General features: G+C 55.2%; 22 protein-coding genes, 1 tRNA gene and 1 pseudogene. 8 read left to right on the top strand and 16 right to left on the bottom strand.

The features are described from left to right. Positions 1 to 29: 29 nt before the first annotated feature. From AC2FJC_RS19070 to rpmH, 10 genes and pseudogenes are all read right to left on the bottom strand, one after another. Positions 30 to 398, bottom strand: a complete 369-nt coding sequence (locus tag AC2FJC_RS19070; protein WP_496707453.1) for a DUF2946 family protein — start codon at positions 396 to 398, stop codon at positions 30 to 32. Further along, entirely contained in the window at positions 395 to 1,048 is a 654-nt protein-coding gene (yihA, locus tag AC2FJC_RS19075; protein ID WP_058276193.1) for a ribosome biogenesis GTP-binding protein YihA/YsxC, read from the bottom strand. The genes AC2FJC_RS19070 and yihA overlap by 4 nt, the downstream gene beginning before the upstream one ends. Continuing rightward, positions 1,045 to 1,782 carry an MOSC domain-containing protein gene (locus AC2FJC_RS19080; RefSeq protein ID WP_496740808.1) on the bottom strand — a complete coding sequence of 246 codons (738 nt, stop codon included), beginning with the start codon at positions 1,780 to 1,782 and terminating at the stop codon, positions 1,045 to 1,047. Before AC2FJC_RS19080 ends, yihA begins: the two co-directional genes overlap by 4 nt. Continuing rightward, a complete protein-coding gene (gene yidC / locus AC2FJC_RS19085) occupies positions 1,779 to 3,608 on the bottom strand; it encodes a membrane protein insertase YidC (RefSeq protein ID WP_496740810.1) in 1,830 nt (609 codons plus the stop codon). Before yidC ends, AC2FJC_RS19080 begins: the two co-directional genes overlap by 4 nt. 123 nt (positions 3,609 to 3,731) lie before the next feature. Beyond that, a complete protein-coding gene (locus AC2FJC_RS19090) occupies positions 3,732 to 5,264 on the bottom strand; it encodes a putative bifunctional diguanylate cyclase/phosphodiesterase (RefSeq protein WP_496740812.1) in 1,533 nt (510 codons plus the stop codon). Between the two features lie 71 nt (positions 5,265 to 5,335). Beyond that, positions 5,336 to 6,229, bottom strand: coding sequence for a tRNA 2-thiocytidine(32) synthetase TtcA (ttcA, locus tag AC2FJC_RS19095; RefSeq protein WP_496740814.1), 894 nt, complete (start codon positions 6,227 to 6,229; stop codon positions 5,336 to 5,338). 44 nt (positions 6,230 to 6,273) lie between these two features. Continuing rightward, the gene (locus AC2FJC_RS19100; protein ID WP_496740816.1) at positions 6,274 to 7,890 is read right to left on the bottom strand and encodes an acyl-CoA dehydrogenase family protein; all 1,617 of its coding nucleotides are present in this window, start codon (positions 7,888 to 7,890) and stop codon (positions 6,274 to 6,276) included. Between the two features lie 76 nt (positions 7,891 to 7,966). Further along, positions 7,967 to 8,206 carry a membrane protein insertion efficiency factor YidD gene (yidD, locus tag AC2FJC_RS19105; RefSeq protein WP_496740818.1) on the bottom strand — a complete coding sequence of 80 codons (240 nt, stop codon included), beginning with the start codon at positions 8,204 to 8,206 and terminating at the stop codon, positions 7,967 to 7,969. Continuing rightward, positions 8,203 to 8,629 (bottom strand): annotated as a pseudogene (gene rnpA, locus AC2FJC_RS19110) (ribonuclease P protein component). Before rnpA ends, yidD begins: the two are co-directional and overlap by 4 nt. Before the next feature lie 25 nt (positions 8,630 to 8,654). After that, complete coding sequence (gene rpmH / locus AC2FJC_RS19115) at positions 8,655 to 8,789, bottom strand: 50S ribosomal protein L34 (protein WP_005632162.1); 135 nt, start codon at positions 8,787 to 8,789, stop codon at positions 8,655 to 8,657. Positions 8,790 to 9,085: 296 nt separating this feature from the next. Between rpmH and AC2FJC_RS19120 the strand changes: the two genes are divergently transcribed. From AC2FJC_RS19120 to AC2FJC_RS19135, 4 genes are all read left to right on the top strand, one after another. Continuing rightward, the gene (locus tag AC2FJC_RS19120) at positions 9,086 to 9,817 is read left to right on the top strand and encodes a TVP38/TMEM64 family protein (protein ID WP_496740820.1); all 732 of its coding nucleotides are present in this window, start codon (positions 9,086 to 9,088) and stop codon (positions 9,815 to 9,817) included. Between the two features lie 4 nt (positions 9,818 to 9,821). Beyond that, positions 9,822 to 11,240 carry a dihydrolipoyl dehydrogenase family protein gene (locus tag AC2FJC_RS19125; protein WP_496740822.1) on the top strand — a complete coding sequence of 473 codons (1,419 nt, stop codon included), beginning with the start codon at positions 9,822 to 9,824 and terminating at the stop codon, positions 11,238 to 11,240. 18 nt (positions 11,241 to 11,258) lie between these two features. Further along, positions 11,259 to 12,641, top strand: coding sequence for an ATP-binding protein (locus AC2FJC_RS19130; RefSeq protein WP_282120566.1), 1,383 nt, complete (start codon positions 11,259 to 11,261; stop codon positions 12,639 to 12,641). Positions 12,642 to 12,705: 64 nt separating this feature from the next. Beyond that, positions 12,706 to 12,782: transfer RNA gene (locus tag AC2FJC_RS19135), tRNA-Arg, on the top strand. A gap of 322 nt (positions 12,783 to 13,104) precedes the next feature. On the opposite strand, the gene AC2FJC_RS19140 is transcribed toward AC2FJC_RS19135, so the two are convergent. The 3 genes from AC2FJC_RS19140 to AC2FJC_RS19150 all read right to left on the bottom strand — a co-directional run bounded on the left by AC2FJC_RS19140 (position 13,105) and on the right by AC2FJC_RS19150 (position 16,099). Further along, positions 13,105 to 13,362, bottom strand: coding sequence for a hypothetical protein (locus tag AC2FJC_RS19140; protein ID WP_496740824.1), 258 nt, complete (start codon positions 13,360 to 13,362; stop codon positions 13,105 to 13,107). A gap of 543 nt (positions 13,363 to 13,905) precedes the next feature. Next, entirely contained in the window at positions 13,906 to 14,796 is an 891-nt protein-coding gene (locus tag AC2FJC_RS19145) for a DUF2950 family protein (protein ID WP_299665347.1), read from the bottom strand. Position 14,797: 1 nt separating this feature from the next. Next, positions 14,798 to 16,099, bottom strand: coding sequence for a DUF3300 domain-containing protein (locus AC2FJC_RS19150; RefSeq protein WP_496740826.1), 1,302 nt, complete (start codon positions 16,097 to 16,099; stop codon positions 14,798 to 14,800). Positions 16,100 to 16,602: 503 nt separating this feature from the next. Between AC2FJC_RS19150 and AC2FJC_RS19155 the strand changes: the two genes are divergently transcribed. Beyond that, positions 16,603 to 17,868 carry a TAXI family TRAP transporter solute-binding subunit gene (locus AC2FJC_RS19155; protein ID WP_496740828.1) on the top strand — a complete coding sequence of 422 codons (1,266 nt, stop codon included), beginning with the start codon at positions 16,603 to 16,605 and terminating at the stop codon, positions 17,866 to 17,868. Positions 17,869 to 18,095: 227 nt separating this feature from the next. Further along, on the top strand, positions 18,096 to 19,970 hold the full coding sequence (locus tag AC2FJC_RS19160; protein ID WP_496740830.1) for a DUF3604 domain-containing protein: 1,875 nt from the start codon (positions 18,096 to 18,098) through the stop codon (positions 19,968 to 19,970). A gap of 190 nt (positions 19,971 to 20,160) precedes the next feature. Here AC2FJC_RS19160 and AC2FJC_RS19165 read toward each other — a convergent pair whose 3' ends face one another. The 3 genes from AC2FJC_RS19165 to AC2FJC_RS19175 form a co-directional block, all read right to left on the bottom strand. Further along, positions 20,161 to 20,976 carry a hypothetical protein gene (locus AC2FJC_RS19165; protein WP_496740832.1) on the bottom strand — a complete coding sequence of 272 codons (816 nt, stop codon included), beginning with the start codon at positions 20,974 to 20,976 and terminating at the stop codon, positions 20,161 to 20,163. Between the two features lie 80 nt (positions 20,977 to 21,056). Next, positions 21,057 to 22,751, bottom strand: a complete 1,695-nt coding sequence (locus AC2FJC_RS19170) for a sulfatase-like hydrolase/transferase (RefSeq protein ID WP_496740834.1) — start codon at positions 22,749 to 22,751, stop codon at positions 21,057 to 21,059. 105 nt (positions 22,752 to 22,856) lie between these two features. Next, a complete protein-coding gene (locus AC2FJC_RS19175; protein WP_496740836.1) occupies positions 22,857 to 23,072 on the bottom strand; it encodes a hypothetical protein in 216 nt (71 codons plus the stop codon). 184 nt (positions 23,073 to 23,256) lie between these two features. On the opposite strand from AC2FJC_RS19175, the gene AC2FJC_RS19180 reads away from it, so the two are divergent. Together AC2FJC_RS19180 and AC2FJC_RS19185 are read left to right on the top strand one after the other, a co-directional pair. Further along, on the top strand, positions 23,257 to 24,579 hold the full coding sequence (locus AC2FJC_RS19180; RefSeq protein ID WP_496740837.1) for a tetratricopeptide repeat protein: 1,323 nt from the start codon (positions 23,257 to 23,259) through the stop codon (positions 24,577 to 24,579). A 1,015-nt stretch (positions 24,580 to 25,594) separates the two neighbouring features. After that, complete coding sequence (locus tag AC2FJC_RS19185; protein ID WP_496740838.1) at positions 25,595 to 25,951, top strand: hypothetical protein; 357 nt, start codon at positions 25,595 to 25,597, stop codon at positions 25,949 to 25,951. The last annotated feature ends 146 nt before the right edge of the window (positions 25,952 to 26,097 follow it).

Consider the following 26,097-nt stretch of genomic DNA (forward strand, 5'->3'; position numbering starts at 1 on the left):
GTGCACGGGTTCAAAAGTGTTGAGGTGAATCAGGAAAAGAAGGGTGGCCCCCGCGCATCATAGCGGGCGTAGAACCCGGCACTGCGATGGGTGAAATCACGATGGATCCAGCGTGGCTGGATTTTCGCCGTAAAAGGGACGATCTCGCCGACTGACGGCAAGTGTGTATCCGCCGTTAGGCCCGCGAATGGGCACATTGCGCGCGAATCCGTGTCGTCGTGCACAGGATCGCCGGGGTTCAGGTCAACCCATTGTTCGACTGTTCCATCGCCAGTACAGATCACCAGCAGCACTTTCCCATCACTGCCCATCGCGGGCATCCAGCCCTGCGGGATCATGCCGGTCAGCACAACTGCCAGCAACGTAAGGATTGGGAAAATGCGGCTGATCCGGATCATTCCAGATGTGCGATGATCGAACGAAGGGTCGGAATACCGTCACCCTTTTCGGACGACGTCAGCACGATTTCCGGATATGCCGCAGGGTGTTTGGACAACGCGCCGCGTACCTGATCCAACACTTTCTGACGGTCGTTGGCCTTGACCTTGTCCGCTTTGGTCATCACGCACTGAAATGTAACAGCGCTGGAATCCAGCAGCTTCATGATCTCGGCGTCGACCGGCTTCACACCATGACGCGAGTCAATCAGGACAAAGGCCCGGCGCAGGGTCTGGCGGCCGCTTAGATACTGTTTCAGCAGCCGCTGCCATTTTTCAACGACCTTCACCGGGGCGTTGGCGTAGCCGTACCCGGGCAGGTCAACCAGATAGAGCTCGGGTCCTTGGGTGAAAAAGTTGATCTCTTGCGTGCGGCCAGGAGTGTTGGACGCGCGTGCCAGACCTTTGGTGCCGGTCAGCGCGTTGATCAGGCTGGACTTGCCTACGTTTGAACGTCCGGCAAAGCAGACCTCAAGCCGGTCAGGGGTCGGCAGGCCATTCATTGCGACCACGCCTTTGACAAACTCGGATTGTCCCGCAAACAACTTGCGGCCGCGTTCCAGCGCGAACTTGTCCGGGTCTTCGACCAGTGGAAAGGGTAGGGTGCTCATAACGGATGAACCTTATCGCCAACTGAAATTGCGCCACCTCGGACAACCTCGGCGTAAACGCCGAAATCCTGATGGCCCCAGCTGTTCAATGTGCCCAGTGTATCTGCATCGCGCACGCCGGTTTTCGGATTTGCCGTTGTCGCCAAACAGCGTCGGATGCGTTCTTTGATATGGAACACGGCCTCACCGATCTGTACCTCGCGACCCAGCCAGTCGAATTCTTCCCACAAGGGCAGGCCATCGAACCAGATGTTGCCACGCCAGCGCTGGATCGACAGATCGCTGCCAAGTTTTTGCCCGACCGCGCGGTGCGATGCCATATTGCACAGGCTGATCGAAGGGTAATCGCTGTCGGTCATGCCGCGACCCGGCACTCGGATGATCCGGGCTGACGCCGACCGATCCGCAGGCATCAACGGCTGGACCCAGTCCAGAAAGGCCTGTTGTTCCCGGTCCGGATCAAAGGTCAGATCCGGACGATCCGGATGTGTCAGAGTTATCGTGTCGTTATTCAGCTGGGCCGAGATAGCCATAAGTTGCGGTGCTTTCGCCCCACGACTGAAATTGGCGCAAGGCACCCATTGAGAGCCATCCGCTTTCGACGCCTCATGCGCGACCGCCCAAACGCGATCCCCGGGCATGGTCTGCCCGGGGGTCACTGATACGGTCTGGAGGGCCTCGCGACCATGACTTTTGATCGGATGCCGCCAGATATGGGTTACTTCAGCATTCATTTGTCGTCCGTTTTGGGCGTCCGCTTGAAGCCGGATTTGATGTTGCCGAACACGTCAGGCTTATAGCCCTGACTACGCATGATCAGGTATTGCTGCGTGAAGGTGATCGTGTTGTTCGCGATCCAGTAAACGACCAGCCCGCTGGCAAAGCTGCCCAGCATGAACATGAACACCCAAGGCATCCAGGCAAAGATCATCGCCTGAGTCGGATCAGTTGGTGCCGGGTTCAGCTTTTGCTGCAACCACATCGAGATCCCCAACAGCAAAGGCAGGATACCGATGAAGATCAGTGCCATGAAGGTATCTGGCTGCGGGCCGGCAAAGGGCAGCAAACCAAACAGGTTCATGATCGAAGTCGGATCAGGTGCGCTGAGGTCTTGGAACGGGCCAAACCAGGGGGCCTGACGCAGTTCGATGGTGACGAAGATCACCTTGTACAGTGAGAAGAAGATCGGGATCTGCAAAAGGATCGGCAAACAGCCCGCAGCCGGGTTTACCTTTTCCTTCTTGTACAGCTCCATCATGCCCTGCTGCATCTTTTGGCGATCGTCGCCTGCGGCTTCTTTCATAGCCTCCATCTGCGGCTGAAGCTCTTTCATCTTCGCCATCGAGACGTAGGACTTGTACGCCAGCGGGAACAGGATCGCCTTTATGATCAGCGTCAGGCCAATGATCGACCAACCCATGTTTCCGATCAGGGCGTTGATGTTATGCAGAAGCCAGAAGATCGGTTTTGTCAGGAAATAGAACCAACCCCAGTCGATGCTGTCGACGAACTTCTGCACACCGTCAGCCTGATACTCGCGGATGGTTTCCCATTCTTTGGCACCAGCGAACAGTTGGGTAGTGACTTCTTCAGTTGCTCCGGGCGCAACAGTCAGCGTCGGCAGAACCGTTTCGGTCTGATAGATCTTGCGGCGCGCGTCGTATTTTGCTGCAGCCTTGAAAGCAGATCCCTCTGAAGGGATCAGAGTGGTCATCCAATAGTGATCGGTAAAGCCGACCCAGCCGCCTTCCTTGATCTGGAAAACTTCGGCCTGCGCACGTTCATTCGGGTCAATGTCAAAGTCGCGCACATCGCCATAGTCGATCTCGTCCAGAACGCCGTCAGCCATGACCATAACGCCTTCATGCAGGATGAAGAAGTTCTTCAGATCGGGCAGGTCGCCGTCTTCGCCCATGCCGTGACGGGCCAGGATGCCGTATGGGGCCATGCCGACCTCGGCCTGGGTGTTGTTTTCAACCGACTGGGTGACGGTGAACATATAGTCCTGGTCCACTGCAATGTTGCGACGGAAGGTCAAGCCCTTGCCGTTGTCCCATTTCAGAGTGACCGGAGTATCGACCCCCAGGGTTTCGCCGTCTTCGACGGTCCACAGCGTATTAGGGCCGGGGACATCAGCACCGGCAACGCCTGCGCCCGGTGCCCATCCGTACAAGGCATAGTAAGCCGATTCCGAACCAACGGGCGACAGCAGCTCAACAATGGGTGCGCCTTCTTCGATCGAAACTTTGTAGTCTTTCAGGAACAACTCATCGATGCGACCGCCGGACAGGGACAGGCTGCCTTTCAGGCGCGGTGTTTCAATCTCGACCCGAGGTGCTTGGGCATCGGGCTCAATCTCGGTGGCGTCCGCGGTTGCTTCACCAACTGTGTTGGTGCCAGCAGCGCTTGGGGTCTGAACGTCTGTACCATCAGTTGCGCTGATCTCGGCAGATTCCGGTGCGGTCGTCGGCTCGGGAGGTGGAAACAGCACGAACCAAACCAGGATCACGAGAAAGCTGAGCGCGGTTGCGAGGATGAGGTTCTTGTTCTGATCGTCCATCGGGGACAGCCACCTTAAGCAGTGAAAGACACCCGCTGGGTTCAACAGAGTGCGGGCCCAAAGGTCAAGCGGAATCGCCCTGTAATTCATCACCGATTGGGGTTCTGTGGCGTTAATTCGCGCCTAAGGACGTGCCTGACGCCCGATTTTTGGCATTCCGTTGAGTTTGTTTTGATGTGCGGCCATCCAGTCCAACGTCTTTTCAAAGGGCATGGGCTTTCCAATTCCAAACCCCTGCACGTGATCGCAGCCCAGTTGCGCCATCAAGGCATGCTCGCCTTGTGTTTCGACCCCCTCGGCCAGGGTTTCGACATTCAGTCGCTCCGCCATAGTCAAAATCGCGCTGACCAACTGCTGCTGGCTTGCGTCCCGATCCGCCTTTGCCACGAAGGACCGATCGATTTTAATGCGTGAGACGTCAAAGCGCTTAATCGACGCTATGGAGGCGTGGCCGGTGCCGAAATCATCGAGGTCAATGCAGCAGCCGAGCTTGGACATGCTTATTACGTTGCGGGTGATAACGTCATCGGGCCGCCTGGAAAACACTGTTTCAAGAATCTCGACGGTCAATCTGTCGGGCGTCAGGTCATTTTGATCCAGCTCCCATTTCAGACGGTCGATCAACGCCGGGTCGCGCAGCTCTTCTGATGAGAAATTCACGCCAATCCGAGGCACGACGACACCGGCAAGGTTCCACTGGCGCATGGCGGCGAAAGCGTGATGGCGCATCACCTGACCCAAGCGTTCCATCAGATCGGCTTGTTCTGCAAAAGGCAGGAAAACCGGCGGTCCCAGCACGCCTTTCTGTGGGTGTTCCCAACGGGCAAGCGCCTCGAACCCGGTAACGTGGCCGGTGTCGGTGGAAATCTGCGGCTGAAACCATGGGCGGATTTCACCACTATCCAAGGCCGCAATAAACTCGTTGCGCAGGTTGGCACGCACGCGTGCCCGCCGCTGCGTTTCAGATGAAAAGGCGCGGATGGTTGCAGGACCGTTCCTTTGTGCTTCGGCCAAGGCTGCGTTGGCGGCATCGATCCACTCGGCAAAGGTGATGTCGGGCAAAGTGGATTGCAGACAAAACCCGATTGAACATGACATGTAAACGCTGGTGCCATTTAGCATGATTGGCTCATCGACGGCGGCCTGAATGCGCCCCGACATCTGAATGCAGGCCTCCAGATCCAGATTTTGCGCGGCGTGCAGGCCGATTGCGATCTTGCCCTGGTCCAGCCCAGTGGCAATGTCATGTGAGCGTATGACCGAAAGTACCCGGCTGCGGAATTGGTCAGCCATTACGTTCCCGGCCGCATTTCCGTGCAGATCAAGACATTCAGAAAACCCGTCCAATTCAACAATCATACAGGAGGCTTCGTGGCCAGTGCGCTGATTTTCCGCAAACAGCGTTTCCATCTGGGCCGCAAACCTGTCGAGAGGAAGGAGGCCGTTACCGTCTTTTTCCTGATTGCTGACCTTGTGCGCGGTCGATACCGCGGCGAACACAAGCGGCAGGGTAAGTGCCACGACAACCAATGCCCGCTCACCACCAATCCAATACGCGGCCAGACTGATCGCAGGCGCGAAGGCCAAGGCGGGCGGGCCGCTTAGCACCATGGCAAGAGAGTCAAAAATTCTGCTGACTGAGATATGTTTCCACATCGGATCTTCGGGCCTCTACCTTGCGTTTGAAACGCTCAGGTCGACCCTAGGAAACCAATCTGAGTCACTCGTTAACGGAGCTGCGGAATTTCGCCCGAATTTTCGTCATTTTCATTCGGTTTGAGTGCAAGGTTTTGAAAATCAAACAATTTTGGGTCCAAAAGATGCGACGGACGCGCATTTGTCAGGGCCCGGAACATCACTTGACGGCGTCCGGGGCTGTTCTTTTCCCACTGATCCAAAATCTGTTTGACCTGCTGACGTTGCAACCCATCCTGACTGCCGCAGAGGTCGCAGGGGATAATCGGATAGTTCATCGAGGTCGCGAATTTCTCGCAATCGGCCTCAGCCACATGGGCGAGGGGGCGGAAGACGAACAAATCGCTTTCTTCGTTCACCAGCTTGGGCGGCATGGTGGCCAGTCGCCCGCCGTGAAACAGGTTCATGAAGAACGTCTCGAGGATATCGTCGCGGTGATGGCCCAGTACGACGGCTGAGCATCCCTCTTCCCGGGCAATGCGGTACAGGTTGCCTCGGCGCAGGCGCGAACACAGGGCGCAAAATGTGCGGCCCTGTGGAACTTTGTCCATCACGATGGAATAGGTGTCCTGATATTCAATCCGATGCGGAACGCCCATTCGTTCCAGGAACTCGGGCAGGACGGTGGCCGGAAATCCGGGCTGGCCCTGGTCGAGGTTGCAGGCCAGTAAATCAATGGGCAGCAGGCCACGCCATTTCAGTTCGTACAGAACGGCCAGCAGAGTATAACTGTCCTTACCGCCGGACAGGCAAACCAGCCAGCGGGGCGGTTTTCCGTCCTTGTCATGCGCGGACGGGTCCACCATCCCGTACTGCTCAATGGCCTCACGGGCCTGGCGCACGATGCGTTTGCGCAGCTTTTTGAACTCGGTGGTCGAGGGCGCGCCAGCAAAGAGCGGGTGGATATCGTCAGCTTCGTCAAACATGCGCAGCCCCTACAGCAGTTGAGGCAACCGGGCAAGTGGCCGGGTCAGCCCAGTCGGGCAAGCAGGGCGTCCGTGTCCAGCCCGGATACTGATCCGTGAATGCGACCGCTGTTGCCCAAAAGCCTTGTGGCGATGAAGCCGTTTGCAACGGCCGCGGGTGCGCGAAGCAATAGCTGAGCTGCTGTCAGCAGCAATGCAGTACGTTCGGCAAACCAACGGGCTTCACTCTCAGGCGGCAGCCCGGGCCACCGATCACGATGCGCCTTGAGCGCGTCGTCAAAGCCGTGGTCGACACCCGTTGCTATATCCAGTTCGGCCTGCAGGACCTCAGCGGCCAGCGGGTCGCGAGACAGGCTGCGCAGAATGTCGAGACAGATCACATTACCCGACCCCTCCCAAATACCGTTCAGCGGGGCTTCGCGATACAGCAGGGGCAGGGGCGTGTCTTCGACATAGCCCATGCCACCCAGCACCTCCATTGCCTCAACGACTACGGTCGGGCATCGCTTGTTACTCAGGAACTTGGCCAGCGCGACACTGATACGGGCAAAGGCCTTGTCTTCGGGTGACTGGCCGTCGAAGGCCTGCGCGACGCGCATCCCCAGCGTCAGCGCGCCCTCCCAGTCCAACACGAGATCCGCCAGGACAGCGCGCATCAGAGGTTGGTCGATCAACCGGCGCTGAAAAGCGCTGCGGTGGGCGACCCAATGATGCGCTTCGCTGAGGGCTGCGCGCATCAGGCCCGCCGGGGCCACGGCTGTATCCAGCCGGGTGTGATGGACCATCTCGATAATTGTTCGCACGCCCGCGCCTTCTTCCCCCAGTTGGTACGCCAGTGCATCGTGATATTCGATCTCGGACGAGGCGTTGGATCTGTTGCCCAGCTTGTCTTTTAGTCGCATCAGGTGAATGGCGTTGCGTTCACCGTCCAGCCAGCGAGGGACGAGGAAACAGGTCAGCCCACCGGGCGCTTGTGCCAGCGTCAGAAAACCGTCCGACATGGGGGCCGAGCAGAACCACTTGTGCCCGCGCAGACGCCAGTGCTCGCCGTCTCGAGTAGCGATGGTGGTATTGGCGCGCACGTCCGAGCCGCCCTGCTTTTCGGTCATTGCCATGCCCAATGTGGCGCTGGATTTTTGTTCGACCGGTTTAGTCTTCGGATCATAGCTGCGCGCCATGAGCTTAGGTCGCCACTCGGAGGCGATCTGTTCATTTGCAGCAAGAGCCGGGATTGCCGCGTAGGTCATGGTCAATGGGCAGCAATGGCCGGGCTCAACCTGGCTGGCCAGATACATCATCGCGGCGTGGGTCGTGTGGCCGCCGGACTGACCTTCCCAGGCCAAGGCCGCATAGCCGGCAGATTGGCTGATCTGCATCATCTCATGATAGGCGGGGTGAAACCGTACCTCGTCCAGGCGCCTACCGCCCTGATCGAACAATCGAAGTCCGGGGAGGTGCCGATTGGCCTCGCGCCCCAGCTCGCGGGTTTCCACCCGTCCCAACGTTTCCCCGTAAGCAGCCAAAGGCGCTTCGCGACCGCCCGTGAAATGCACGGCGTTTCGCAGGACGGGATCTGAAGACCAGAGGTTAGAATCCCCGCGCACAGGCGGCTGATTCAATACGTCATGTGTCGGCAGGGAATGGCGGGCGTCGGATGTCATCTGAACCTCGGGCAGTACGAGTTCAAGTGTTCAGCGCATGTCCGAATGGGTCAAGGCTGACGGAGGGTCATAAAGATCAGCTGTCGTCTTCCTTGCGGGTGGGTACGGGGTCGTACCCATCGCCACCCCAGGGATGGCATCGGCCAATCCGCCGTGCAGCCAGCCAGCTTCCCTTGATGGCCCCATGCTTTTCCAGTGCTTCCAGCGCATAGGCCGAGCAGGTGGGCTGGTATCGGCAATTGAAGCCAACCCAGGGACTGAAGACCAGCCGATAGGCCCTTACAGGTAGAGCCACGATATGAGAGAAGAGGGTCATTTCCGCCCGCTGTGCACTTTGCGAAGCGCATAGCGCAGATCGTCCAGAAGTGCCTCATAGGGTCGCGCGGCTGTGGTTTCGGCCCGACCAATCAGAACGTAATCCCACCCGTCATGTCCAATGACGGGCAGAACAGCCCGAGCGGCCTCGCGCAACCTGCGCTTGGCGCGGTTGCGTGCTACGGCATTGCCAACCTTTTTGGAACAGGTAAAGCCTACCCGAATTCCGGTCGCCTCGTCCGGGGTACGTTTGCGAGCCTGCACCATCATCGAGGATGTGCCCTGCCTGCGGGCACGCGCTGCCTTAAGGAAATCAGATCGTTTCCTGAGAACGGTCAAAATTTCAGGCGCGCAAACGGACGCCGCCGGGGGCGTTTCCCCGGGCTGGTTCTTACCATCCACGAGGGGCCTCCGGCGGCGTCATGTTCATAACCTGATCGGTGAGCGGTTTATGCGCTCAGCGACTTACGGCCGCGTGCGCGGCGCGAATTCAGGATTTTGCGGCCGGCCTTAGTGGCCATGCGCGCGCGGAAACCGTGGCGGCGTTTGCGAACCAGGTTCGAAGGCTGATAGGTGCGTTTCATCGCTCCGTCTCCAATCTATGCGGTCGGGTGCAGCGCGGATTCGCCTGCCCGTGGTGTTCGAAGCCCGTCCTCTACTGGGTAGTGGGGGGTAAGTCAAACCCCTAGGTGGGGGTTTTCGTGGCTTTTGCAACAATTCTGTAGTCGGGTCGGGCAAAAGGTTTCAAAACAGCGGGATTATCGCCCCAAACCCTCACATTCCCTACCAAAAACATCAAGGCAGCGTGAGCCCCCTGTTGCGAGGGCCGCAAGCAGCGCATGTTGGGGTCAGAATGAAACGTAGTAAACCGGACAGCCTCATGAGCGAAACGACTCAGGCGCCGCGCAACGGATTGGCGCGGCATATTCCATTGCTGGTGATTCTCGCCGTCGCTGCGGTGGGGTTCTTCACACTGGGCGACTACCTGACTTTTGAGACGCTGCGCGACAATCGTGAGGCGCTATTGACCTGGCGCGACGCCAACTATTGGGCAATGGCTGCAGCTTTCGTTGGCATTTACATTGTCATCGTCGCGTTTTCGCTGCCGGGTGCCGCAGTGGCGTCAATGACCGGCGGGTTTCTTTTTGGCTTGTTCGCCGGAACCGTGTTCAACGTGTTTGCGGCAACCATCGGAGCCTCTGCAATCTTTCTGGCGGCGCGCTGGGGGTTGGGCGAATCCTTGACCAAACGGCTTGAGTCCTCGGAAGGGACGATCAAGAAACTGAAAGACGGGTTACGCGAGAATGAGATCTCGGTGCTGTTTCTATTGCGTCTTGTTCCCGTTGTGCCGTTTTTTGTGGCCAACTTGGTGCCTGCACTGGTTGGCGTGAGGTTCCGCAATTTCCTGATCACCACCGCGCTGGGTATTATCCCGGGCGGTATCGTCTACACTTGGATCGGTGTCGGGCTGGGTGGTGTGTTCGATCGGGGCGAAACACCTGATGTATCGCTGTTATGGGAACCATTTGTGATTGGCCCGATCATCGGTTTGTGTGTGCTGGCCACGTTGCCAATTGTCATCAAATCCCTGCGTGGCCGAAAGGACGGCTGAAATCATGCGAGAATTGAAAACCGATATCCTGGTGATTGGCGCCGGGTCCGGGGGGCTGTCAGTCGCTGCTGGCGCCAGCCAAATGGGGGCCGATGTGATTCTGCTGGAAGGTCACAAGATGGGTGGCGATTGCCTCAACTTCGGCTGCGTCCCTTCCAAGGCTCTGATTGCCAGCGGCAAGGCAGCTTACGGTCAGGCACATTCTGCCACGCTGGGCGTGGCTGACGTGGTACCGCAGGCCGACTACGCCGCCGCCAAAGACCACGTTCACGATGTTATCGCTCAGATCGAGCCGATGGACAGTCAGGAACGGTTTGAAGGTTTCGGCGTAAATGTGATCCGGGAATTCGGCAGCTTCGTCTCTCCGACACAGGTGCAGGCGGGCGACAACATGATCACCGCACGGCGCATAGTGATCGCGACCGGCTCTTCGCCGTTGGTGCCTCCGATTCCGGGATTGGATCAGGTGCCATTCTATACCAACGAGACGATCTTTGACCTGCGCGACAAGCCTGAACATCTTTTGATCATTGGTGGCGGACCGATCGGGATGGAGATGGCGCAAGCGCATGTCCGACTGGGCTGTACGGTCACGGTTGTCGAAGGCCTGAAGGCGCTGGGCAAGGATGACCCCGAGGCTGCCGCGGTTGTTCTGGACAGCTTGCGCGCCGAAGGGGTGGTTATCCATGAACAGGCTATGGTCGCCCAGATCCGCGACAACAAAGGGGCAGTAGAGATTGTGACCGAGGCAGGTGAGATCTATTCAGGGTCTCATCTGCTGCTGGCCGCCGGGCGAAAAGCCAACACAGACCGTTTGAACCTAAAGGCTGCCGGGATTGAACCAACCCGCAACGGGATCAAGGTCGACGATACGCTGCGCACGACGAACCGCAAAGTTTACGCCATTGGCGATGTTGCTGGTGGTCTTCAATTCACTCATGTCGCTGGATATCACGCAGGGATCATCATCCGTTCTGCGTTGTTTGGCCTGCCCTCGAAGGCAAAAACCGCACATATCCCTTGGGCGACCTACACCGACCCGGAATTGGCGCAGGCGGGCCTGACCGAGGCTCAGGCCCGCGAACACCTTGGTGACAAGGTCGAAATCGCGCGTTTTGATTACCACCATAACGACCGCGCAATTTCTGAGCGTAAAACCAAAGGGTTCATCAAGGTCATGGTCGTAAAGGGCCGGCCTGTGGGGGCTACAATCGTGGGGCATCAGGCCGGAGAACTGATCAACTTGTGGTCGCTTGCGTTGGCCAATAACCTGAAGATGGGGCAGATCGCCGCGATGGTTTCGCCCTATCCGACGATCGGAGAGCTTAACAAACGGGTGGCGGGTGCCTATTTCTCGCCAAGGCTGTTTGAGAATCAGATGGTTAAACAAGTGGTCAGGTTCGTCCAGCGCTGGATGCCCTAACCAAGAAGGGAGAGCAGATTGAATTCGCTGTCGGGCCGATTTCTGATCCTGACGACGGTCTTCGTGATGTTGGCCGAGATTTTGATCTTTGTTCCTTCAATCGCGCGCTTTCGCGAAGACTTTCTGCTGAACCGGCTTGAGCGCGCGCAGATCGCGTCCTTGGCGCTACTGGCTGACGATATGCTGGCTGAAGACCTTGAGGCCGAACTGCTGGCCAACGCGGGTGTCTATAACGTCGTGCTGCGCCGCGATGAGGTGCGCCAGCTTATGCTTTCTTCGCCGATTCCGGAACAGATCACCAAGACCTACGATCTGCGCGACGCAGGGCCTTGGGTGTTGATCCGCGACGCGCTGGCGCGATTGTTCACTACTGAGAACGAAGTCATCCGCGTTATTGGCGAACCCGTCAAAGGGGCAGGTCTGCTGATTGAAGTCACCATAGAAAGCATGCCGCTGCGAATGGCGATGACCGATTATGGCCTGCGCATTCTGGGGCTGTCCTTCGTAATTTCCATCATCACCGCGTTCTTTTTGTTCTTGGCCGTGCGCGTTGTTCTGGTCAAACCGATCAAAAGTGTTGTTGGTTATATGCAGCGCTATGCAGGGGCACCCGAAGACGCGAGGGGAATCATCTCCCCCAACTCCAAAGTGACAGAACTGCGCGAGGCTGAAGAAGCGTTGCAGCAGCTGCAGACCGAACTGACTCAGGCCCTGAAGCAACGTGAACGGCTGGCGCAACTGGGCGGCGCGGTGGCCAAGGTCAGCCACGATTTGCGGAACATACTGACTTCGGCACAGCTCTTCACCGACCGGATTGAGACCAGCGATGATCCCTTGGTGCGGCGTATGGCGCCCAAGCTGGTGAACTCGATCACACGGGCAGTGTCGTTGTGCGAAAGCACGCTGGCCTTCGGACGCGCAGAAGAACCTGCGCCGACACTGACCATGGTGCGCATGCACGATGTCGCCGCAGATGTCGTCGCCAGCGAACAGCTGGCTGTTGCAGATGCCTGCGTCGAGATCGTGAACGACGTGCCCAAAGACCTTGTGGCCCGGGCAGACCCAGAGCAGATATTCCGTGTCATGATGAACCTTGTGCGCAATGCGCGTCAGGCCTTGGTGGCATCCGGGAAGCCGGGAAGCATCACGATCGCCGGCTGCGAGTATAAAGACGACTGGTGCGTCGAGATCAGGGATGACGGCCCCGGATTACCGCCCAAAGCACGTGAGAACCTGTTCACTCCATTTCAGGGAGGGGTGCGTAAGGGAGGCTCTGGGCTGGGGCTTGCCATCTCGCAGGAGCTGGTGCGTGGGCATGGCGGAGACCTGATACTGGCGCATACCGGGCCCGAGGGGACAACCTTTGAAATCAGGCTTCCGCGGGGCGATGGGACTTTTTGAAAACTTTTTGAAGAATCGACTTGCGTGTCCCGAACACCGGGTCTAAATACCGCCTCACCAACGCGGACCGATAGCTCAGCTGGATAGAGTACTTGACTACGAATCAAGGGGTCGGGGGTTCGAATCCTCCTCGGTCCGCCACTTCCCCCCTGTTGAACGTCACACAAACCTGACCCAACCGTCACAGTTGGACCAGAAAAGCAGTGAACGTTCGACATCAGAAGGCGCCCCCAACGTTGGACATCAGTTGAATTTGATCTTTGCGTCATCAACTAACACACCGCCCCCATATTATGCTCCCGCACGCTGTTTGATTTGTTTTGGCTTCCCTTTCGGAAAATCAGAGCTGATTTGTAGGTCAGACAGCGAAGCTGCCTGTTCCCGCTAAACTGCTTCGGTCGTCTCAACGGCCACCTGAGCCAAAGTGCTCGGCGGAGTTATGGAATGCTTCCGCCGCACATACTCACCAATAATAGTGGTGGGGCTTGCGCCCATCGGGCCAGACTAGGTCGTCAGGATCAGCGCCTTTCAGGATGCCGAACGCAAGAGCCTTGGTTTTGCGTCTCGTTGGACGCGTGTGACAGGTGATGTCGTGATAGCGTGGCCAATTGCCAAGCCACCGGATATCATCAAGGTCTTTTCCGAGACGACGGCTCAGACCTAGGCGTGAGTACCCGTTCCCAAGCACGGTACGGGGACGTTTGCGTTTGTAATGGGCCATGTCATTGGCCTTTCATGCAGTTTCTGAACTACATGGCACCCTCCATCGGTTGGCTCGTTGGTTTTGGGCTGGGCTCGGATAGACGGCCGAAAACGCAGCCGGTCTGAATATCGGACTGGGCGAACAAGATCAATGGGGCGGAAAAAAGCCGCTCAATGTGGTGTTAGGTGATTGGGCCGGTAGGCTGTGGACGGACGGACCACTCAACCAGAGATCGCTTCACATAACACCCGTACTGCGACGTTCGTGGATTGTTACGTCGCTGCAATTCATGCGGTGGTCGCGAAACCTGCCATTCGATATCCGATCGAAGAAGACCGCTCTGCGGACTTTTCAGTCATTGACTCGAAACGTGTTAAGGCAGAAGAATGGATCAAACCGTAAGATGGGCAATTTGCTGGCCGTTACAATGTGTGTTGCAAGAGCGATCCAGGCTGAACCTGTTCGGGTACACGTAACCATCGAACTGAAGCTTGTTACACGATCCGCAAATAGTGGCCTCAGCAAAGCATCAGAGCTTAATCGCCACTATCAATCCAAACATTACTCGACCGGTGACCAATTAGTGTCTGGATCATAGGCAGTAATTTCAGCAGCAATACTGAGTGTTTCCGGGCCAAAATCTGCCTCGTAGACTATGCCGTTTTCGCCAACCAGAAAGGAATGGACACCAGTTTCTCCGTAGTCTGCCGGTATTGCCAGCAAGGCATGTCCTGCAACGAAGTGATCCCCGGCGAAATAAGGGTAGGCACCCCCGGGAGCGTTAGGGCCCTGCTCTTGCAGGATTGTGTAATAATAGCCAAGAAACGGCTCGGCTTCATAGTCAGCCTGACCGTCACTCCACCCCGAAGCTGCGGCGCGGGCAAGCGCCGCACCGACAAAGCTGTCTTTTCCAGGCCAGAAGAGACCGTTTTGCTCTTCGGGATCAGAAATGATCGTCTGAGCGAATTCCATAACGCCATTCCCATTATGGTCCACAAGCCGGAAAGCTGCCTGCAGATCAACATAGGCCTCAAGCAATTCGATCACTTCCAACTCATTCAAGCCTATTTCACGAGCTGAAAGTTCCTCGATCCCAGCTTCCAGGTCAAAGCGCCAACCATCATCTTTTCGCAAAATTGGGATAGGAAAAGGCCAACCGTCTTCACCCAGAAGAAGTACAACGCCATCGTCCTCAGGCCGGAAACGATACCCCTCGGCATACATGCCAAGCATTTCCTGCCTTCTTTCTTGATCTTCCGCCGGATCACCCGTTCCAACCAGATCCTCGGCTTCAGGCCCGAAAATTTCGATCAGCTTGCTCTGATCATTAGCCTTCAACGCATCAACAAAAGCATCCAGTGCGGTTTGCGGCGTATCAAATCTGGCTCCTTCAGAGAGAGCCGGGCTTGTGGTCGCGGCAAGCAACAAAATTGAAAATACTGATCTACGCATCTTACCGTCTCCGCTTGCCTTTAGCGGCGTGTCCACGATTGGACGCGCTTTGAGTTCTGCTGCCGGACGCCTTTTTCTTCATCGCTTGCCCTTTGGATGCCGCGGGCTTGCGCTGCGTCGATGCGGCTTTCTTCGCCTGCGGCTTTTTGGCGGTCTGCGGTCTTTGTGCGACTGGCTTTTTCGCCGCATCTGGACGTTTGGTACGATCAATGGCCTGTTGCTTTGCAGCGGCCTTATCCCGATTTGCGTTGCTCCGGTTCGCTAATGCCCCGCCTGCTACAGCCCCCGCACCGGCACCGACCGCAGCTGCTGCCGCCCCGCGGTCCCGGCTAATATCTGCAGCACCAGATTCTCGGCTCAACTTTGCACGCAGCTCATCCGTGCGACCGTCAGGACGGCTAACCGGCAAGTCGCCGCGGCCACCTTCAGGTCTTTTATGGTCCGCTATTTTGTTCCGGGCCTCCTGTTGCCGGTCAGGATCGGGGTTCCATCCGATATCCGTTCGGTCACCTAAATCTATATCATTGCCGATATTGACGTTGCCATCGACGTCTATGTCGATGTTTGGATTTCTGTAAATCGGACCACCGCCCCAGCCACCGCAATTTCGGCACCCCCAATAGTCATACCAATCATCGTCGTCGTCAAAAATTTCGTCGATCAGGGCAACGGCGCCAAACGTTAGTAGTGCTGCGCCCACAACATCCCCGGTTGACGGGCCAGTATAAACCGTCTCGGGATTGTATTGTGGGACGTATACCGTTTCGGGTTCTGTCGGTGTAATTACTACTGTGTCGTCGTCAGACACTTCGACAGTTTGCTCGGGACCTGAAACAAGAGCGCCGCTGTCAATTGCCTGATCCCGCATGACCTGCACCGCATCCATCACATCATCGGACTGGGCCAACATGGCTGTGCCGACTGTCTCGGTCCAGTCGATATGGGTGGCCATCTGACCAACAACTTCGGGAAACGCCGTCGCCAATACGCTGACAGAAGGATCCCATCCCATTGCTTCGATTTCCGGCTCAAGTTCAACGGGGTCGCGGTCGGCGTTATCCAGCAAATACCGCTCAGCCTTAACAATTTCCAATGGCTGGGTGGCCGCGACAAATATCTGTATGAGTAACGTGTCGGGATAAAGAGCAACCGGGGCGACCAATGTCTGCAACTCAGCATCAGTTAGCAGGCTGGACGAGGTTGCCGAGGTATCATCTTTTCCCGCCACATCTTCGGACGACTCTTGCGCTAACGCGAAAGTAGATACGCAAATACCGAATGCAATTAATAGAAACCTAAACATATTGCGATCCTTCGATTTCTTGAAGGATCACCTAAGACTGCGATTCTGGCAACCGGTCAGTCAAATAGACGGTTTTGGGATAATAATGTCCCCCAAACCAAGTTTGAGCGAGCGTTCGCTTTGGGCTCGAAGCCGCCATTCGGTAAAATTTTATGAATGCCTGCTGTGCGGACAAAACAGCAATTGAACGCAAGTTTGGGCTCGAAGCAGTCGTTGTTTGAATTCACCTCAACGTCTGCTCTGCGGACATTGCCGACAAAAAAGACAAAACTAAAACTCTGGTTTGCGATAGGATAAACCGTTGCCTAGACGGCCAGTTTTTGATCTCAACCTTGTTCAAGCGCTCTTGGTTTTTTGCGCGACCAACTTAATCTTCAGGGATACTTGAACCGAGGAACTCGAACTTTCGAGTGCTACCCACTGTGATCGGTTTCTCGTTGGCAAAAAGACTGCTATCAAATGAGAACGAATTATCGGTTCCGATCATCTGAATGTGAGAATAAATGCGCTTAGCTCTTTTCATTCTCTTTCCGATTATGTTTATCGGGTTGCTTGTTTTTCTGATCTTTGGCTTGAAACCGCCCAACAGTATTAAGCTGGCTGCTGGCATTAGCGGCGGCGGATATTGGCAAGTTGGACAGCTCTACAAAGCAGAACTTGCACGTGACGACATTCAGGTAGTTTTAGTTGAAACCGAGGGGTCCGTTGAGAACATTCAGAAACTTGTTTCTGGCGAAGTGGATGCCGCATTTGTTCAGGGTGGTCTGGAAATACCTCAGGACGAAAACTTACAGTCTTTGGGCGCCATTTTTCTTGAACCTATGGTGGTGTTCCGCGGAAAGTCGAGTCCAGTCGGGGCCAATGCAGGAGAATGGGGAGACATTCGCTTAGCTGCAGGAACCAAGGCGTCCGGTACTCGCGCCGCCGCTTTAGCGCTAATTGAGGCCGCTGGGTTGCAAAATGTCGACATAGACCTCGTCGATTTCGGGGGCAATGACGCGATAGAGGCGTTGTATGCCAACGAAGCGGATGCAGCGTTGTTTGTCGCTCCACTCGATGCACCTTACCTTATGGATGCGATCTTTGATCCAGAAATCATTTTCGTCCCTATGGCTTTGGTCGATGCCCTTGCATTGAAACTTTCCGGAGCGAATTCGGTAACTGTACCGGCAGGATCAATCACACTTGACCCTCCGAGACCACCAGAGGACGTCAAGATCTTAGCATTGCGAGCTTCACTTATCGCCGCATCCGATCTGCACCCTGCAGTAACCGATAGGTTAGTGAATGCAGCAAAGAACATTCATAGCGAACCTAATATTTTGCAAAGTGCGCGCGAGTACCCGAACACGGCTTCACCGCCTGTACCACTGAACAAAATTGCCACAGAACTCATAAACTCTGGGCCAAACTTTTTGCATGGCGTCTTGCCATATTGGATCGCAGCGCAGTTTGGCAGCGTACTGTTATTGCTGTTGCCTTTGTTGTTCTTAGTACCGTTTTTGCGGATAGTCCCGTCCAGTTACGTGTGGTTTCAAAAGCGCCGGGTCTGGCGTTTTTATCAGCGTATCATGGCGCTTGAGGAGGAACTCAGCAAGGCACAGACCTCAACTGAGGTTGAAGAAGTCGCCAAAAATATCGAAAACGTGGACACCGCCCTTGCAAATCTGAATCTGCCGCTCGCATACCGCCAAGGAGCATATGATGCACGTTTGCACATAGACCTAATTCGACAGGAGATTGCGCGTCGTCAAGCTGCAAAAAATTGATAAAACCTCAACGTTCGCATGCAAACCACGCTAAAATACCTTTTTAATTTGAGACTTCGATACAGGCGTGTGCTTTAGTTATTGCGTGTACGCCGCTTTGGGGTCGCAGCCATCGTTCGCAGAGATTTATTGAGCGGCTGCTGTGCTGGACGAATAGAGTTCAGGTTATACGTCATAGTTACTTGTATTGAGCGTTGTAAAGTTTGAACAAAATATGAGGTTAGGAAATGATCCGTTTAGCGTCTATTCTGACTATCGCGCTTGCGGCTGGTGCGCACGCTGAGGACATCCCGAACACTCAACCCGGCGACAGAGAGTATTCCCCCTACCCACAACAAAACTTTCCTAATCAGGTCTTTTTCGGCGACACCCATTTGCATACATCATACTCTGCCGATGCTGGGATGATCGGGAATGTACTCGGCCCTGATGAGGCGTACAGGTTTGCCAAAGGAGAAGTCGTTACATCCAGCACCGGTGTCGAAGCGAGGTTGCGCCGACCATTGGATTTTCTGGTTATTGCCGATCACGCCGAGAACCTTGGTCTTGCGCCACTGCTCTCAACCAAAGATGCCACGCTGCTCTCCACGGAGTTTGGCCAGCAACTGAACGCGGCTGTCGAGGCCGGTGATCCCGTTGGCGCATGGTCGATTTGGAGCCAAGCCAAGTCCACTGGCACAGACCCATTGGCGGATTATCAGGAGATTTACCAAACAGCGTGGAGCAACATTACCTCTGCCGCTGAGACACACAATCATCCGGGTTTGTTTACTGCGCTCATCGGGTTCGAGTGGACCTCAAACCCACAGCGGAACAACCTGCACAGGAATGTCATATTCAACGGTGGCAAAGAGGGCGCTGACAAGATCATCCCGTTCTCGAACTTTGATAGCTTCGACCCCGAAGACCTTTGGGCATGGATGGAGCAAGCCGAAGAAACAACAGGCCAAAAGCTGCTTGCGATCCCGCACAATGGCAATTTGTCCAACGGGTTGATGTTTGACGAAGTGCGCTTGTCGGGCGAACCGTTCGATGTTGAGTATTTCAAACAGCGTGCCAAGTGGGAACCGATCTACGAAATCACACAAATGAAAGGTGACGGCGAAGCGCATCCCATGCTGTCACCAGACGATGAATTTGCTGACTTCGAAACGTGGGACAAAGGACAACTCGGACCAGAACCGAAGACACCTGAAATGCTTCCGCGCGAATACGCACGCGCGGCATTGCGTCGTGGACTAGGATACGAGGCGGAAACTGGGACAAACCCGTTCAAGTTTGGCGTGATCGGCTCAACTGACGCTCATACATCGCTGTCCACGGTTGGCGAGGACAATTTCTTCGGGAAAGTCGCGGCTGTTGAACCTACTGCTGACCCGATCCGATTTGAAGAGGTCGTCGGCGGTATTGGTGGTGACGAGAGTGTTGCCCAATATGCATGGCAGACTTCGGCGTCGGGTTTGGCGGCCGTTTGGGCAAGGGAAAACACCCGCGAGGCCATTTGGGATGCTTTTGCTCGGAAAGAGGTCTTTGCGACCACGGGGCCGCGCATGCGTGTTCGCGTTTTTGCCGGATATGAATTCGACGAAACCGACCTGCCACGTGCGGATTTTGCCGCGTATGGATATGAAAATGGCGTCCCGATGGGGGCGGATTTGCAAGCGGACAGTGACGGTCGGTCTCCGCGATTTCTCATCCGTGCGCTCCGTGACCCTGATGGGGCCAACCTCGACCGCATTCAGATTGTCAAAGGCTGGCTGAACAGTGACGGCACAACGTCGGAACGTGTTTATGATGTAGCTTGCGGTGGGCGTGAACTTATTAACGCGGCGTGTAACGGCCCTGTTGGCAATACGGTAGACGTAGAAACCGCTTCTTGGACAAACGACATCGGCCAGGCAATTCTCGCCGGATATTGGGAAGACCCGGACTACGACCCGACGCATAGCGCGTTCTACTACGTGAGAGTGTTGGCAATACCGACACCACGGTGGACGACATACGATGCAAAGGTGTTCGGAACAGAGATCCCAGACGAAGCACCGCGCTCGATACAGGAGCGGGCCTACACATCACCAATTTGGTTCACACCACGCGGATGATTTTTTAAGAACCCAAAACGACCATTCACTTATTTTGCTTCGGGCTCGGTTCGGTCATTCGCGGAATTTCCGTGCGCGTCTGCATCGCGGGACAAAACAGCAATTGAACGCAAGTTCGACCATACCAACGAACGAAGACCTCGAATGACAATCACAAGGACTTGGTTTTTCCTCTACGACACGCTCGTAGTCAGAAAGAGAAGGTTACACCAACCAGTGGTCCTGTTTGCATAACGTCATAGGCGAATGTCCCATCGGAACGTTCAGTCTCATAGTCGATTTCGTAGTGCCGCCATCCGAAACGAATAGAGGTATTTTCCCAAGCTTGATAGGCGAAGCCCAGCGAAACACGCCAGTGGGAGTTGACATTTTCGCCACCAAGGCCTGCGTCAGCCGCAGCAACCAAGAACCAACGGTTCGAGAGCTCCCACGTGCCACGAGCGCCAACAACCACCTCGGTCCATGTTTCAGTCCCGCCAAGGGTAACGCTAGGCCCCATAGTGGAAACGTCAGCCTCCTGCTTCAGTTCGTTGTAGCGAAGCCCAGCTTGAAGATCGACGGAATACCGGTGATCGTTCTTGCCATAGACCCCATTTGCAACTTTGTAACCGCCCAAAAATCCGATCCACGATTGCTTAACATCGAGGTCAACGTCAATGTTCCCGGCCGGAAGTGGGATGGATTGTTCGGTCCCTAGCTTTGCGTAGTTTGCGTCGACTATGAAACCCCAATTCCCCGTCCAACCTTCGTATTGTGCCGAGATACCGAAGTCTAAGAGTTCCAGCGCGTCTTTAAGATCCAAATCAAGATCAACGCTGGTATTTGCAATAGTCGACGTCCCCGTTAGCGATTGCGGAAGAAAACCGTAGACAGTCACGCCATGTCGCCAGTCTTCAGAAATTGAGAGAGCTACGGGTTCGGCCTTCGTGACCGAGGGTAACATTATGCCGAAAGCAGCAGCGATAAGAGCCCGGGTTTTCGATGAGAAAAAGAAAGCAAGTTGCATCACGTTCGGTCCTTCAATCGCGCAAGTTCTAAATTGCCCAGACCGGACTGTGCCGGTCAGGTCACTTGATCGGGGGCCGTTTAGTCCGACTTTCCAGTGAGACCTTGAGCAAACAGGATGTTGTCCACGAGTTCCTTTGTTTCAGGTCGAAGGTTTTCAATTCCGCCATATAGTGGCCCATGCCCGGGAGGCATGTCAGGATAAAGCTCTTTCATGGCAAGATGGCGTTGGGCCATCAGACTGAAATTGGCGCCGAAACCTACTCCAATACGAATGGAGTCCTGCGGCCGATCCTCACGCGGGTTCTTGTATAGGTCATACATAGCAGCAAGGATGGGGTTGCCGCCAGGAGGTGGCAAATGCATCTTGTATTGCTGCTTGACCAGTGATCTCAACACAAACCCTTCGTAGACAAATACATAATCTCGACGCCCATGCGTTTCCCCGAGAAGCCAAAGCGCGGTTTGATCGACTCCGTCGATAATCCGGTCGCGTGGGATGCTCGCCTTGCCGTCGCCCAGTCGCGCAAAGGTGCTGAAAAGATCAGAAACGTGAGTGATGTCTTTAACACGTGTCCCTTCCTCAATCATCCCGGGCCAGCGGACAAAGGCGTTAACACGAACGCCACCTTCCAGATGCTCGGTCTTGCCGCCGCGATAGATCCGGTCGGACTGGCCGCTCTTGTCTACGAACTCCATGAACGGGCCATTGTCTCCCATGATCACGATGATCGTATTGTCTGCTATTCCCAGTTCCTCGATCCGGGTCAGGATTTCACCGATGTAACCATCGACCTTAACGATAGCTTCTGCGACCGGTCCACCGTTTAGAGTTCGGGCCTGTTCGATATCAGTCCTGGTAAAGCTGATCGGAAACAGCGGCCAGTACTGCAAAAAGAACGGCTTGTCGCCTTTGGTGAGCTTTTCCAGTTGGTCTAGAGTGCTCTGCTTGTAGCGCTGCCCCATGGCGACATAATCGTCCTGCGAGAACTTCTGCCCCGGCTCCATGTGGACCTCGCGTATTGCTCCACCTTTTTCACCGACGGTTCCATAGACCATTGCGTAAGGGTCGATGCGGAATGTGTCATCCAGCATCAGATCGGTAGAACGAAGCCTCAGATCGACACCATCAACATGTCCTTCGTTCAAAGCCGTCGAATTCATCAAGGCAAGTTGCGCCTGTTGGTGAATCGGATGTTCGGCATAATCGAAACCTTGGTTGATCGCATAGCTTTGCTCAATATCACCCATGTGCCACTTGCCGATATGGGCCGTTGCGTAGCCATTTTCGCTCAGCACTTCGGCCAAGGTCACTTCGCGGTCCGCCAACCCCTCGCCCTCAGGCAGCGCTTTAGCCTCATCGAAACCGGTCCGGACCGGGTGTCGCCCGGTCAACATGGCGACGCGGGTGGGTGTGCAAGACGGTTCGGTATACATCCGCATCATGGACATACCTTGGTCTGCGAAGTCCGTGATGTTTGGTGTCGAGTATCCACGTACCACGTCGAGATCTGGCATTCCGACTTCGCCAAACCCTATGTCATCCAGCAGAATGTATAGAATGTTTGGGGGTTTTCCGCCGTTCTTGTCTCGGAACTCTGCCAGCTTGGCGTCGATGTCTTTGTCTTCAGTTGCCCAGCGATCACCGTGCTGGCGCTCCAGAATTCGATACTCGGCGTCTCGAATAATCGAACTTTCTTGAGCCCGAGCTATGGATGTCGACAAGACAAGTACGACCCCGCAAACCGGTACTAGGACTTGATTTAGACTTCGCATTTTGTCTCCTCTATTTTTTGCAATGTAAAACGGTGTCCGCGGCGCACGAAAATCACCCGGGCGTTCCAAACTCTTTTGTCTGTTGTTCCAATTGACCCGCTCTACTCAGTCGGGTTCGAGCTTTGCCAAAATTTCCTTCTTCAACCCTGCAAGGCTACTATTGAAGGCATCGTTCCAAACATTCTCTCGAGCGAATTCGCATTGCCAGCTCGTCAACAAAAGTTCGAAATCTCTGCAAATCTCGTCAAGCTCAGCGTCCGTTTCTCGGCGCTCCTGAATGTTTTCTGCAAGTCCACCAAAATGCCTCTCGAATACTCGCATGTGCCTATCGAACCCATTAGCTCCCGCTAAGATCACATTACCTACCGCTGAAGCCAGCGGGAGTTTCACACGGTGAGAAAGGGGTGAAAATCCTTTCAATTTGACCGTTTATCAGTAGTCTGCTGGCATGGGTCCCAGGGAAACTACAGACAACAAGTACCCGCATCGGTCGGGGCATCTGGAGTTGGAAGAAGTTCGTGAAGAGCTCATTCGTGTGAAGTCCAGTGAGCTTTTCGCAGGCGCGAGTCGGCTCTCTGAATTGCTGGACTACATCGTAGAACAGAACCTTTTTGATTCCACACGAAAGCCGCTCGCCAAAACGATAGCCGAGGATGTCTACGGCAGACCTCCGGATCAAAATGGTGACAGCCATAACATCGTTCGGGTTGACGCTGGGCGTCTCAGGCGCCGGCTTGCACAGTATTTTGCCGGCCCGGGAAGAGACGACCCAATCCATATTCATATCGATCCCGGCGGGTATGTACCTCGTTTCGAACTCAATTATTCTGCGGACGCTCAAACTGAGGACGTTGCGACAGAATTAGAACTCCATAGCAGATGGAAGAGTAGGCCGATTCAGATTGCCGTAAGCATCTTCGTGGCGCTTGCTGTCGGCTTGGGCTTGGGGATCACGATCAGTTCTACGGGAGAAAACACGACCGACGTGCCCGGACAATTCGAGACCTCAAATGATCCCACACTAGAGGCAGAAAGGCGCGCACATCTGGCGAAGTCGCCGTCTAGCCTTCAAGCGGTAACGCTCTCAGATCAGGCGCGGAATTTGATTTTTCCCATGATTGAGCGGGCACAGCTTGAACTAGCTTTGGCTATGTTCCGCCATGCAATCGAGAAGGACGAATCCTACTTTGGCGGATATGCTGGTGCATCCCAGTGTTTGGCTGCTTTTGCGATTTTTGCACCAGACGGTCCTCAGCGTTCTGCGCTGCTCAAGGAGGCGCGCGATTTGGCCAACCAAGCCGAAGTATTATCACCTGCCAACTCATGGACGCAATCGGCACTGTCATGGGTTGACCTTGCCGAAGGGGATACAAAGCGAGCCATGGAGCACGCAGACATTGCCTTGGATCTCGCCCCTAAGGACGGCAACGTCCTGGATTTCTATGCAATGGTCATGCTGGCGACTGGCGACTTTGACGCAGCACTCGCTGCGTCGACGAGCGACCGTCCACGGACATCGGGCTTAGGACGATTTGCGAACAAGAGTATCTATGGCGCTGCTAGCTTTCACGCCGGAAAATACGAGCAAGCCATCGACGCTCTCAACGCCGCTACCCGCGCTGGAGACCCGATTTCGGCTCCCACTTTGATCTACCTCGCGGCAGCGAATGCGGCGCTCGGAAATCAAGCAGAGGGCTTGGCCTTGGAGGCAGACTTAAAGCAAAACTGGCCGAAAATTGACACTGTTGCCCTTTTGGATCGCCTTTATGTGAACCCAGAGCAGGTTCGCGCCTTAACTGATCACCTAAGCACCATACCTCAAAGGTGAGTTATAGGCTCAGTGAAGCCGTAGCCGCAGAGCAGAAAGTAAGGGTTGGACAAATGGCCGCTTTGGGCTCCATTGAGACCTTAGCTGCAGCGTTGATGAAGGACTGCTATTCAGATTGGGTCAGAAATGCTTGACGTTTGGGTCAGAATTGAATGACGCGATTTGCAGATTTATTGAGGTTTTGGCTGTCGATTGAGTCAAATATCAGTGACGTTCCACACACCTGTTGAACGTCACACGAACCTGACCCAACCGTCACAGTTGGACCAGAAACGGGGTGAACGTTCGACATTAGAGGGCGCCCCCGAAGTTGGACATCAGTTGAATTTGACGTTTGCGTCATAAACTGACTCAATTCCCCCATCTCAGACTCCCACAGACGGTTTCGTTTGCTCTGACTTCCTCTTTGGAAAATCAGGGCTGATTTGCAGGCCAGACGGCGAAGCCGCCTGTTCCTGCGGATCTGCCACGTGGCGAACACGGTAGGGGGCGAGGCAACGCTATCAGCGCCTTTCAGGATGCCAAGCCCAAGGGCCTTGGATTTGCGTCTTGTTGGACGTGTGTGAAAGATGATGTCGTGGCCACGCGGCCAATTGCCGAGCCACCGGACATCATCCAGGTCTTTTCCGAGACGACGGCTCAGACCCAGGCGCGAGTACCCATTCCCAGACACGGTGCGGGGACGTTTGCGTTTGTAGTGGGCCATGTTTGTGGCCTTTCATGCAGTTTCAGAACTACATGGCACCCTCCATCGGTTGCTTCTTTGGTCTTGGGCTCGGCTTTGACACTGAACACGCAGCCAGACTGGATATCGGATTGGGTCTTCAAAATCAATCGAAGGGAATAGGACGGCTTTGCATAGGGATTCGTGCGTCGGGTCAGGTAACCAGAGAGGCCCTTTAGCCAGGGCAGTCTGCAGGCAATGGATCGTTACAAGTATTTCATTGCGTAGGTCGCTGTCAGTTTTCCCTAAAGGCCAACTACAAGCAATTGTTAAACTGCGAGGTGAAGAGACATGACTGATGGTCAAAATGATCTTTTTGAACGGCTCAATCCAATTTGGGAGGCCGTGGTTAAGTTGGGCGAGAACGCCCCCGAACTCAGTAAGAAGGCCTATCTCAATGAGATGAAGGGTGAAGTGGACAAAGTACGGACCGCTTCATTTGGGACTGAAAATAGTGTGGATCGGTGTGACGAAAAAGTAGCGGAGGATCCTGAAGCTCAGTTCAAGATGATTGCAGTCGCCTATGCCACCGGAGACATGGATGAGGTCGATCAGGTGATAAACTACCTTGCTTTTATACGTCGTATGAAAAAACAGGGCATCTATGAATTGGGGCACTGGAGTGATGACGACCCAGATGGCCGATGATACAACCAGAGATCGCTTCACATAACACCCGTACTGCGACGTTCCTGGTTCGTTACGATGTCGACAAGCATCCAATGATTGCGAAACTTGCAATTCAACACGAACGTCCAGCTTCGCGACCATGCGGAACTAGCCGCAATCCGTTG

It is taken from the genome of Ruegeria sp. CDSB117, assembly GCF_059611005.1.